Genomic DNA, 12,023 nt, shown 5'->3' with positions numbered 1-12,023 from the left:
TTTTCCATGTTAGAAACAATAAAAAATTCAAGTAGTGGGATGAAAACCTACTATCTAATGTGGCTTGGACAGATGGTGTCTGTACTAGGCTCAGGGATTACCAGTTTTGCCCTCGGCATTTGGCTACTTGGTGAAACTGACTCTGTCACCAGCTTTACCATGGTGGCGGTAATTACCGGCCTACCAGCTATTATATTTTCTCCTATCATCGGAGTCTTAGTTGACCGATATGATCGCAAGTTAATTCTAATACTAGCAGATACGCTAAGTGCACTAGTCACTCTCGGATTGGCTACTTGTTTTTACTTAGACATGCTAAATATTTGGATTATTTTTGCAGGTGTTGCGGTTTCAGCCATTGCAACAGCCTTTCAAGGTCCAGCAAACATTGCAGCAATCACCACTTTAATTGAGCGTAAAGATTATGGTCGTGTGTCAGGGCTGATGCAAATGATCGGCTCAATCTCAATGATCGCCGGTCCATTAATCGCCGGTGCTCTACTTAGCTTTGTCGATTTATTTACAATTTTTATTATTGACTTGGTTACCTACTTGTTCGCGTTTTGTACACTCATTTTGGTCAAAATACCGAAGCCAGAGCCCCATGAAGGCGAAGAAGAAGACTCAAGCATGTGGCAAGAAATCAAATATGCATGGGACTACCTATTCAAACAAAAAGATCTAGTTTATCTCCTGCTCTTTTTCTGCCTTGTTAACTTTGTTGTGAGTATAGGCACTATTTCTATTGTCCCTATGATTAACTTTACTGCCGAAAGCTGGGAAACCGGCTTAGTACTATCTGTTGGTGGGATCGGTTCGTTAGCGGGCGCCATGTACTTAGCCTGGAGTGGTGGTCCTACGCGTAAGATAAATGGTATCTTGTTTGGTGGACTAGCGATGGGTTTTTGTCTATTTATCATGGGTTTGAGCAATATAATTTGGGTGGTGATGATTGGTTTATTTTTATTCCAATTTTGCGTACCAACCATTAATGGTAGTAGTCAAGTCATTTGGCAAACTCGCATCCCGCCAAAAATGCAAGGGCGTGTCTTTGCACTAAGAAGGATGTTCGCACAATTTACTATTCCCTTGGGTGACTTTTTGGCAGGTCCACTAGCAGACTTCGTCTTTGAGCCTGTGATGCGAAGTGAGAACGCCGTTTCAGACTTTTTTGGGCCGCTCATTGGTGTTGGTCCCGGCAGAGGGATAGGTTTAATGTTGATCCTCCTCGCGGCACTACCCGTGCTGTTTGCTGTGCTTGGCTTTATGAATAAACACATTCGTAGTATTGATGAAGCGAATACTGGCGATGAAACCAGCACCAAAGAAGCAAAAAAACAAACCGCTTAACAATGTTTCAGGTTCGATAACAGAACCTGACAATTTCATTAAGGATAAAAAATGGATGTAGTTAAACACAAAGGTAAAAAGCAATCGAAAAATCGATACTTAATGATAGGTGCCGCCTTAATCTGTGTTTCGATCCTAGGTTGGATTTCGTTAAAGCCCGAAAATGAGCGTAAGGTTGCGCGAAATGACATTGTCATAACAAAAGTCCAACGCGGTACTTTACAAGCAGAAATCAGCGGATATGGCGTATTACGCTCCAATAGCCAAAAGCTCATCACTGCGCGCTACCCTGCGACAATTGATAGAGTAGTGCTCAAACCTGGAGCAAAAGTTAAGCCTGACTCTGTCATTTTGCGCATGAGTAATCCAGAGATGGAACAAGAGCTAGAGCGCTCTTTAATGACTCTATTTAAAGAAGAAGCAAATTTAAAAAGACAGGTCTTAGACAACAAACGAGAACTGCTTACTGAGTCCTCAAAGATCAGTGAATTACGCTCAGCCTATAAAAAACAGTCGCTCAGAAAGATAGCTGAAAGTGAGTTAGTCGAGAAAGGGATCGTATCGCGTCTCACCTATAACACTACAGTACTGGAGTATGAGCAACTAAAAGAATCTATCGATATCCAAAAAAATAGGATGTCGCAGTTAAAATTGGTCCATGAACAAGCTTATGCTATTCAACAGGGACAATTAGAACAACAAAAGGCTATGCATGAAGCAATTAAAAAGCGAGTAGAGCGCTTAACTGTTCGCGCAGGTATGAATGGTATTTTACAGCGCTCACCAGTTGAATTAGGTCAAAGCGTGATTGCTGGTCAAGAGTTAGCCCTAGTAGGTAGTGAGGATGATCTAGTTGGGCTAATTAAAGTTTCACAGTCACAAGCTGAACGCGTGCAAATAGGTCAAGCAGCAGAGGTTAAAATCCGCAACGATCTTGTAGCTGCAAAAATACAACGGATCACCCCCGAAGTTCAAGATGGTATGGTCGAAGTTGAAGTCGCTTTTGTAGAACAATTGCCTAGTTCGGCTCGTCCAGAGCTTAGTGTTGATGCCAAAATATTCACCAGCTCATTGGAAAATTCACTATATATTGAGCGCCCAGTCAATGTGAGAAACCAATCAACACAAACATTGTTTAAGTTATATGGAAATGGCGAAGCGGCTATTCAAACCAGAGTTACCTTTGGCGAGGATGCTGGTCGCTACTTACAAATTATCTCGGGAGCCAAAATTGGCGACACTTTCATTTTATCAGATATGTCCAGTTTCAAAGAGTCAAAAACAATAAGCATTATTAACTAGAACTTGGGAGAAAAGTTATGTCGAAATCAATTATAAAACTTGAAGAAATCAAAAAAATATACGCGACGGAAGAAATGGAAACCCATGCATTACGAGGCGTAAACTTAGAAATAAAACAAGGCGACTTCGTCTCCATTTGCGGGCCGTCAGGCTGTGGTAAGTCAACTTTACTGTCTATTTTGGGTCTCTTGGACACCCCCTCTGAAGGGACTTACACACTTGACGGTATGGATGTTAGCAGTTTATCGATAAAACAAGCTGCATCGGTTCGAAATAAAAAAATAGGCTTTATATTTCAGTCATTTAATTTAATCGATGAACTAAGTGTATACGATAATGTTGCATTGCCGCTTGACTACTCTGATAAAAAAATCAGCGATGAAGAGGTTCGTATTAGGGTGGAAAAGTGCTTAGAAACTGTTGATATGCTCAATCGAGCTGGACATAAGCCAAATCAACTATCAGGTGGTCAACAACAGCGGGTTGCAATTGCACGAGCTCTTGTTTGTGAGCCTGCGTTATTACTCGTAGATGAGGCAACTGGTAACTTGGACTCAAAAAATGGTGATGCAGTAATGACCATGCTCAGAAGCTTGAACGACAGCGGCACCACAATATGCCTAGTCACCCACGATCCCCGATATGCGAACCATGCAGACAAACAATTCCGTCTAAACGAAGGCTTGATCGAAACATATCTAGAGTCCGTTGCGGAGGCCGTTTAAAATGTTGTTCAATAAAAATTTACGCAATGCAGCTAAAAACTTGATGCTTGCGCCTGGTTATTTGATAACCATTGTGCTGACCTTGGGGTTGACGCTGGGCGCGCTATCTTCAATATTTAACTTAAACTACTTGCTAAACTTTGAGCCACTTCCATATCCGGATCAGTCTCGTTTGGTTATCAGTAACTGGCGCCATACAGATGATGGTAAACTAAAGTTTGCCAATGCACAGAACTACCCTGGGCTCAGAGAAATGGCAAAATCAGCTGACTTGTTTGAGCAATATACTTTTATCAAGTATGGAGAGGAAATTCTGCAAAATGATCCCAGTAAAAGTAAGCTAAAAGCCGCCTATACAGGGCCTGAGTTTATGCAACTTTTAGCAGCTGAGTATGAGTTAGGTAGAGGTTTCCAAGAGTCTGAAAAAATAGACTCTCATAATCCAGTCGCTGTGATCAGTTATGATTTTTGGCAAGGCCATTATGCTGGTAACCGTGATGTTATTGGCAAAACACTAGAAATTCAAGATACCAAGTTTTCTATAATCGGCGTAACCAGTAAACATTTCGTTGAACCGCAGTTGATGTCTATCGATAACAAAACTCAAGCATGGATGCCTTGGGACTTCGTCCCAGAAACAGAAAAAGATTATCACGACTGGGGGCTGTTTTTTATTGACATATTTATGGTCGCGAAACTAAAAACCGACCAACCATCAAAACAAGCCGATTTACTACTTAGTAACGCCATAAATGAAAAATTCCACGCTGAAAATACTGGTGTTGCTTACTTTGAGTCACGCCAAATTGAAGTCAGCTTAAAAAAGTTTGAGACGGTTATCCTCGGCGATACACAATCACAGACTTTACTTATGCTAGCGGGCATGGTTATTTTGTTATTAATTGCCGCTGTAAATGTTACCAACTTAGTACTAGCTAGAGCTGCTAACAATCACCGTAAATTCTGTATAAAAGCAGCGCTTGGTGCAAATAAATGGCATATATTCTCTGCTGTCCTTGCTGAAATTAGCATCGTCATGACTACTGCTGCAGTTTTTTCCATAATGGTCGCCGCCATTGCTAATAATTTGCTTGCTAATTTTGCACAAGACCATATTCCTCGGGTTGCTGAGCTTCAGCTTAACCTCGTAACTGTTGCATTCTCTTTCTCGGTGGCTTGGTTACTCGCACTGGCATTCGCAACAATTACAACTCAACAAGTCAAATATAAAGCTTTAGCAGGTGCTATACAAACCAGTGGTAAAGGCAGTGGTTTACAGATATCTAAATTATTACGTACTACTTTAATGACAACTCAGGTGACATTGAGTGCACTGCTGGTAACTTGTAACGCTTACGTGTTAAGCAAAGCTTTAGACAACATTCAAAAACCACTCGGCTTTGATTCAGAACAAGTGGCCTATGTCGCGTTAGAATTAGGTGGCGTAAACTTAGAAACTCGGGAACAGTGGATGAGTTTAGTTCAAGATCTAAAAACCAGTATCGCTAACCATCCGTCAGTTGCTGCCGTGAGCATAGGTTCAAATGCACCGATGGCGCGCACCAAGAATATGGAATGGACTATTGCTGTTACCACAGAACAAGGAGGTGGGGATAGAATTAGCCCAGGTGTCGCATTGATTGACGAACAATATGTGCCATTGATTGGCTTACCAATCCAGCAAGGCAGAAACGTCACAGCAGAAGACGTAGCAAATCGAAATAAGGTGGCTATCATCAATCGAACCATGGCCAAACAAATCGACCCCAGCGGTGATGTGCTTAACCGTCCAGTCTATCTTCCGCGTCAAAAAGATCCATATATCATCGTCGGTATTGTAGAGGATATACAGGTTCCTGAACAAGAAAATAGCCCTAGGTTTTACATTCCCAGTATTTCGGCTGCTAGCTTTATGGTGAAATATAAGCCTAATGTCACAATAAGCCCGGTTGAATTTAATCAACTTGCAGAAAAAGTACATTCACAAATTTATTTATATGATACTTACAACATGGATGAGATCCACGGTCAGAAGCTCTCTTTAGATAAAGTCTTTGCTTGGATCTCTGCTTCATTAGGCATACTTTCTATTTCACTGGCTGCTATCGGCTTGTATGGTATGTTTAGCTACAGTGTCACCTTGCGTAAATTTGAGTTAGGAGTTCGTATGGCAATTGGAGCTGCACCAAATCACATCATTTCTCTATTGCTAAAAGATGCCTTAGTACCTTTACTTTTAGGGAGTGCTATATCATTAGTAAGTCTTATAGGAATCTACCATTATTTAAGCACCAGTAGCCTTTTTCTGGTTGAACTGGATATTACTAGCATCTTAATATCACTTTTAATCATTGTTGCCATCTCTATACTTTCCGCAATATATGCAAGCAATCCACTAATAAGAAACCGTGTTATTTATTCACTACGAGGCGATAACTAACCTCATCTAATAGCCACTAGCTTCAGCCTAGTGGCTATTTAAATCATATAATGACAACCAGAGCAAAGTTAAAATTCAGCAACACCATTATGAATACATTGTATCAAATAGTGCTCACTTTCTTCTCCTAGATTGTTATTAGCATCAACATTGCTAACAATATCTAAGCTTAATCTAGCTACTCACTTTTAATTATTTAAATTAGCTCCTAACAGCTAGGGTCACCACTATATCTTCACCGAGCAAATTATCTATCTTTACATTTTGACCCTTACCACAGAAAAGGTAATGTTTAAACTTATTTGACTTTATTCATACGTTTTTATTTGGCGCCTTTTCTAAAATTTTAAGTTATTACTAAAGTAGTAATAAACTACCTAACCCTAAGAAAGTGACAAAACCAACGATATCGGTCACTGTTGTCAAGATTACTGAACCTGACAGTGCGGGATCGATTTTCATTTTATCTAAAATAGAAGGGATCACCACGCCAGACAAAGAGGCTGCAATTAAATTAAGCAAAATAGCCACTGTAATGGTAATACTGAGCATTACATCACTAAACCAAAAATAGGTGAGCACACCAATTACCATAGCCCACACACAGCCATTTACGGCACCTACCCTAAGCTCTTTTTTAAGTAGCGCCTTACGGTTTGAGTCAGTCACCTGACCAAGCGCTAAACCGCGCACGATTACGGTTAACGTTTGGCTCCCTGCTATACCGCCCATTGACGCAACTACCGGCATTAATACTGCCAATGCAACCACTTGCTCAATGGTTGCGCCAAATAAGCCAATAAACCAGGATGCTAAAAATGCGGTTGCTAAATTAATGCCTAACCAAATACCACGGTTCTTCGCACTTTTTCGTACGCTGGCAAATAGATCTTCGTCTTCACGTAAACCACCCGCTTTTGCCGCTGCTTCATCGGTGACCTCTTGTCGTAATTCGTAAGCTGAGGTAACTTTTAATCGCCCCAGTAACTTATTATCGACATTGACAACGGGCATTGCCATTTTTTCACTGTGGATCACCACTTCAGCTGCTTCGTATAAATCATCGTCGGCATGCAGTGAAGTTATATCGTGATCAGCAAAACTTAATAAGGTGTCTGAGTCCTTAGCTTTAAATAACGTGTTAACCGATACCTCACCAATTAGCGTGCCTTTGCGGCTCACTAAATAAATAACCTCGGTATATTGCGGTAAGCCTTTTTGCAGGATTTTTCGTGCGCCACCGACCGTTAGTTTGTCTGAAACCTTAAGTGAATCAAAATCAAGCCAGTGACCAAGTTGCTCTGGCAGATACTGCTGCGCTAATTCATATTGCTTGGTTTGTACTTCATCAAGTTGACGGCGAGCGTATTCAACAAAGCGCTCAGGGATCACTTCTTCAAGTTCAAGTAACTCAGCAACGCTTACTTCATCAAGTAATTTAAAACCGTCATCTTCATCGAGTGTTTGTAATAACCAACGACAGCTATCGGCGCCTAAATTAATGAATATTTCATGCTGGGTGTCTTCATCTAATAACTGCCAAATATCTATACGCTGATCTTTTGGTAAGGCTTCAAATAATAACGATAAATGTTCTGTCGAAAGTATTTCTTTGGCGTCAGCTAACAGCTTATTTTTACGCTCTGTGGTATCACATTGTAAAAGCTCATCAATAAGCTGTGGGAGTTGATCAATCGGGTATTCAATCATGTTGAAGCCTTTGAATTTAACTACTTTGTGTTTAGTTTACCTCAGCTTGAAAAAATAGTTTGAGAAATTTTCGTAACAATACCCACAGCTCAAAAAGCTGCGGGTATTTATTATTTACTTAAACCAGCTTTGTGCTCGCTCCATCAGCAAGTAATTAACTGGTACTAGCAACAAGGTAATAAAGGTCGCAAAAATAATCCCAAAGCCTAAACTTACAGCCATTGGGATTAAAAATTGCGCTTGAGTGGCTTTTTCAAACAGCAACGGCATTAAGCCTATAAAGGTGGTTAAACTGGTTAACATTACAGGGCGAAAACGTGACGCGCCAGCCAGTTTTACCGCTTCCAGTAATTCGCCGCCTTCACTGCGTTTTTTATTTATAAAATCAACTAATACTAGCGAGTCATTAACCACAACACCGATCAGGGCCAACATCCCAAGTAGGCTCATAATGGTTAATTCCATTCCCATAATCCAGTGTCCTACCACGGCACCTATCATACCAAACGGGATCACACTCATGACGATCAGCGGCTGTAAGTAAGATTTAAACGGAATAGCTAATAACGCATAGATAATGAAAAATACAAATACCAACGCCCAAGCAAGCGAGCCGAACGATTCACGTTGTTCTTTCGCCTCACCTTCAAGAGAGTGACTAACGCCAGGATATTGCTGCACCAACTCATCAAGGTAAATTTTTAAATCGGCTTGCAGCACTGTCATATTGGTGTTTTCTTTTTCGATATCTGCCGTAACATTCAGAGTCCGATAGCGGTCGATACGATTAATCGTTGAAGGACTTTGCCCAGGCACTAGTTTAGCTACATGTGATAACGGTACTTTGCCACCGGTTGGGGTGTTAATAAGGATATCTTTTAAGTCAGCCACCGAGCGACGTTCATCAAGAGGTAAACGCACCATAACTCTGACGTCATCACGACCACGTTGAATACGCTGTGCTTGAGCACCAAAAAACGAGTTACGTACTTGCTGTGATACATCAACCCGATTTAAACCCAGTGCTAAGCCTTGCTCTGTTAGCTCAATTTGCAGCTCTTCTTTACCATCAGACATGCTATCAGCAATATCAAATACTGTTGGGTAAGTCGCCAAACGCGCTTTGACCTGCTCAGCCACTTCTTGCAAGGTTGATAGCGAGGTTGCTGTAAGCTGGACATCAATTGGATCTGAACTGCGACCTATTTCAGCCCTAAAAGTTAAGCTTTCAGCGCCAGGGATCACACCTATTAAATCGCGCCATTCACTGGCAAGCTCCCGCGAGCCTATATTAGAGTCACGTTTTTCAGCAGGGGTGATTTCAAAGCGTACACTCCCTGAGTTTGATGCACCACCACGACCACCCGTGGTGGCTAAAATGTTTAAAATAACACTTTCGCCTGTATTTTCATCACGGTACTTATCTTGTAATTGACGTGCTTTATCCGACATATCAATCACGTATTTATTAGTCACTTCAAATGGAGTACCTGTCGGTAATGTTAAGCTAACACGCACCGTTTCGCTCGGAATACGAGGGAAGAAAATAAACTTAGTCCACCCACTGGTAACCATAGTTAAAATAATTAAAAAGATCCCCACAAACAAGCTTACCGTAGCTAGCTTATGGCGTAAGGCCAAGTTTAATAACGGTTGATAATACTTTAAAATTGCATGCTCAAAACCATCAGCAAAACGCTGTTGAAATTTATCAAACTTAGAAGGTTCGCCTTTTTGATGGCGTAACTTTATATATTTTAGGTGCGCAGGTAATACAAATTTAGATTCAATCAGTGAGAATAATAATACCGGGATCACAACTACAGGGATCTGTGCAAACAGAGCACCACGACTACCTTCTATAAATGCTAACGGTAAAAATGCCGCAACCGTGGTTAAAACACCAAAAGTCACAGGGGTAGCAACTTCTTGGGTGCCACGAATAGCTGCCTGCTCGCCAGATTCAGCGGTTTTTAAATGGGTATAAACGTTCTCACCGGTAACGATTGCATCATCAACCACAATCCCTAGCACTAAGATGAAGCCAAACAAGCTCATAATATTTAGCGTTACCCCAAACAATGGCATGGCTAAAAATGCGCCCATAAATGATACTGGAATACCAATGAATACCCAAAAAGCGATGGCGGGACGTAAAAATAGCGTCAATAACGCCAGTACCAAAATACCACCTTGTAAAGCATTGGTGGTGAGTGTGGCAATACGACTTTTAACCAGCTCTGAATCATCATCCCAGTAACTTAAATCAAACCCTTGTGGTAATTTATTTTGCTGGCCTTCAATATATTCTTTTACTTCATCGGCTACTGTTATGGCACTTTGTGGACCAATACGATATACATCGATAAAGGCCGCTTGCTTACCATTAAACCGAGTCCGCACTGGGGTTTCTTCAAAGTCATCGCGGATAGTAGCAATATCACCTAGACGAATAATAGTACCATCTCTTTGATTTTTAACTGCAATGCGAGCAAACTCGTCTTTGCGATATGCTTGCCCTTTAGAGCGAATAAGTACATCTCCCCCTTGGGTTTTTAAATTCCCCGCTGAAATATCAGTACTTGAGTTTGATATCGCCCGTGAAATATCACTTAAGCTCAAACTGTATTGACGCAATGTATCTTGGCTTACTTCAATTGCTAATTCGTAATCACGCACACCACTGAGTTCAACTTGAGTAACACTGGGTAAGCGCAGTAATTGGTCGCGCACTTGCTCTGCATATTCACGGGTTTCTTTTTCACCGTAGTCACTGGCAACGGTAACCGCAATAACCTCACGTTTACGCTCAGCTAAGGCAACAACTGGCTTTTCAGCATCTGCTGGGAAGGTATTAATTGCATCGACTCGGCTTTTTATATCGGCCAATAACTCTCGAGGATCGTAACCGCTGTCGACCTCAATACTCACTGACGCTGACCCCTCAGATGAGCGACTCGATATTTGTTTGATGCCTTCTAAATCTTGTACTGCCTCTTCAATGCGAATGGTCACCCCTTGCTCTACATCTTCAGGAGTTGAGCCTCGCAAGGAAACACTGACGCTAATACGATCGGTTTCAAAAGACGGGAAAACTTCTAAAGGAATTTGCGTGGTAAGGCTAAATAAACCCGCAAAAACAATGCTGATCAGCAATAAATTAGCTGCAACATGGTTTTTAGTAAACCAAGCTATCATGGCTTATCTCCTTGCGAGCGAGCAGCTTTACGCTTTTGCATCAGCTCTTCAACAGTGATCCCTTGTTTTTTAGCCATCGCTGCTAACTGTTCACGTGACGGTCTTTTGCCAGTAGGCTGACTGCCCTCTTTATCAGCTTCACCAATAACTTTAACAGCAGTACCTGAACTAACTTGACCAAGTGGTGTAAGCACTAACTTATCACCCATGTTCAAACCATCGGCAATAATTGCTTGCGTGGCATTTTGCCACGCTAAGCGGATATTTTTACGCTGTAATACACCTTGATCAACAATATATACATAAGTACCTTGGTAAATAGCACTGTTTGGAATAACCAAGACATCAGCGACTAATTTGCCACTGATCTGCGCTTTAATATATTGACCAATCTTAATCGGGTATTGGTTTTGAGCAGTTGCTTTGTAAGGATCATTGATTTGGGCAACAACATAAAGCTGCTGAGCATTTTCATCGATGGCCCCTTCAGTTCTGGCAACTTGTCCTTGCCACTTTTGCATACCAACTAGGTCAGAGCTAAATTCGACAGTTGAGCCATTGGCATTTTTCATACCATCTCGAAATTGCTCTGGCAAATCAATAAAAGGTAAGTCTTTGTTTTTAATTGGCAACCGTATTTCAACACTATCTATGGCGTAAATAGTTGCCAATTGTGTATTGTTACTCACCACTTGACCAAGATCCACACTGCGACTTAATACTCGCCCTGCATAAGGGGCTGTTATCTTTGTGCGCTCTAAGTTTAAATTCGCTTTTTCAAGTTTTGCTTGTGCTGAAAGTACTTGCGCTTGAGCTGCGGCTAGTTGCGGTTCTCGCAGTACTAAATTACTTGCCTGCTCACCATTACCTAAACGCTGCCAATCGATAATAGCCTGACGACTACGTGCTTGTTCTTCTTGAAAGCCTTGCTGCGCAGTGAGTAAATTAGCTTGCGCTTCTTTCACTTCAGCGCGGTGATCTCTGTCATCAAGCTGTAAGAGTACATCGCCTTTATCAAAAAAGCCCCCCTCTCTAAATTGCTCACTGCTGGCGATGATCTGTCCTGAAGCTTGAGCGACCAAGATACTTTGAGTGCGCGGCTTTACAGTACCAAAACTGTCAACCATCACTTGATACGGCTGTAGCTGTAAAGTTTGCACCGCCACACTTATTTGCGCTTTAGGTGGTGAGCCAAAACGCTTTGCTTCTGGTGGGTTTGAGCTAATAAACATTACTAACAAGGCAGTAGCTGCGATTATAGCCGCAGGGATAATAATTTTGGTTTGTTTAATATTCAT

At 41.5% G+C, this 12,023-nt stretch carries 7 protein-coding genes; 4 read left to right on the top strand and 3 right to left on the bottom strand.

What is annotated here, in order from left to right; all coding sequences use genetic code 11:
• The first annotated feature begins 6 nt into the window (after positions 1-6).
• Genes PVK79_RS05440 through PVK79_RS05425 form a run of 4 tightly spaced genes read left to right on the top strand, consistent with a single transcriptional unit; the run spans position 7 to position 5,817 of the window.
• Positions 7-1,350, top strand: coding sequence for an MFS transporter (locus PVK79_RS05440; protein WP_257325452.1), 1,344 nt, complete (start codon positions 7-9; stop codon positions 1,348-1,350).
• A 51-nt stretch (positions 1,351-1,401) separates the two neighbouring features.
• Positions 1,402-2,652 carry an efflux RND transporter periplasmic adaptor subunit gene (locus PVK79_RS05435; protein WP_257325451.1) on the top strand — a complete coding sequence of 417 codons (1,251 nt, stop codon included), beginning with the start codon at positions 1,402-1,404 and terminating at the stop codon, positions 2,650-2,652.
• A gap of 17 nt (positions 2,653-2,669) precedes the next feature.
• The gene (locus PVK79_RS05430; protein WP_257325450.1) at positions 2,670-3,377 is read left to right on the top strand and encodes an ABC transporter ATP-binding protein; all 708 of its coding nucleotides are present in this window, start codon (positions 2,670-2,672) and stop codon (positions 3,375-3,377) included.
• A gap of 1 nt (position 3,378) precedes the next feature.
• Entirely contained in the window at positions 3,379-5,817 is a 2,439-nt protein-coding gene (locus PVK79_RS05425; protein ID WP_257325449.1) for an ABC transporter permease, read from the top strand.
• A 357-nt stretch (positions 5,818-6,174) separates the two neighbouring features.
• On the opposite strand, the gene PVK79_RS05420 is transcribed toward PVK79_RS05425, so the two are convergent.
• From PVK79_RS05420 to PVK79_RS05410, 3 genes are all read right to left on the bottom strand, one after another.
• A complete protein-coding gene (locus tag PVK79_RS05420) occupies positions 6,175-7,527 on the bottom strand; it encodes a magnesium transporter (protein ID WP_182732439.1) in 1,353 nt (450 codons plus the stop codon).
• Positions 7,528-7,641: 114 nt separating this feature from the next.
• Positions 7,642-10,725, bottom strand: coding sequence for an efflux RND transporter permease subunit (locus PVK79_RS05415; protein WP_257325448.1), 3,084 nt, complete (start codon positions 10,723-10,725; stop codon positions 7,642-7,644).
• On the bottom strand, positions 10,722-12,023 hold the full coding sequence (locus PVK79_RS05410; RefSeq protein WP_257325447.1) for an efflux RND transporter periplasmic adaptor subunit: 1,302 nt from the start codon (positions 12,021-12,023) through the stop codon (positions 10,722-10,724). Before PVK79_RS05410 ends, PVK79_RS05415 begins: the two co-directional genes overlap by 4 nt.

This window comes from Pseudoalteromonas rhizosphaerae, assembly GCF_028885455.1.
Lineage (GTDB): Bacteria > Pseudomonadota > Gammaproteobacteria > Enterobacterales > Alteromonadaceae > Pseudoalteromonas > Pseudoalteromonas rhizosphaerae.
The sequence above is the reverse complement of the archived record's forward strand: the minus strand, read 5'-3'. Positions and strand labels throughout refer to the sequence as shown.

Excerpts from the sequence above, each read along its gene's own strand:
- PVK79_RS05440 (WP_257325452.1), top strand. The coding sequence starts at position 7 with ATGTTAGAAACAATAAAAAATTCAAGTAGTGGGATGAAAACCTACTAT.
- PVK79_RS05435 (WP_257325451.1), top strand. The coding sequence starts at position 1,402 with ATGGATGTAGTTAAACACAAAGGTAAAAAGCAATCGAAAAATCGATAC.
- PVK79_RS05430 (WP_257325450.1), top strand. The coding sequence starts at position 2,670 with ATGTCGAAATCAATTATAAAACTTGAAGAAATCAAAAAAATATACGCG.
- PVK79_RS05425 (WP_257325449.1), top strand. The coding sequence starts at position 3,379 with ATGTTGTTCAATAAAAATTTACGCAATGCAGCTAAAAACTTGATGCTT.
- PVK79_RS05420 (WP_182732439.1), bottom strand. The coding sequence starts at position 7,527 with ATGATTGAATACCCGATTGATCAACTCCCACAGCTTATTGATGAGCTT.
- PVK79_RS05415 (WP_257325448.1), bottom strand. The coding sequence starts at position 10,725 with ATGATAGCTTGGTTTACTAAAAACCATGTTGCAGCTAATTTATTGCTG.
- PVK79_RS05410 (WP_257325447.1), bottom strand. The coding sequence starts at position 12,023 with ATGAATATTAAACAAACCAAAATTATTATCCCTGCGGCTATAATCGCA.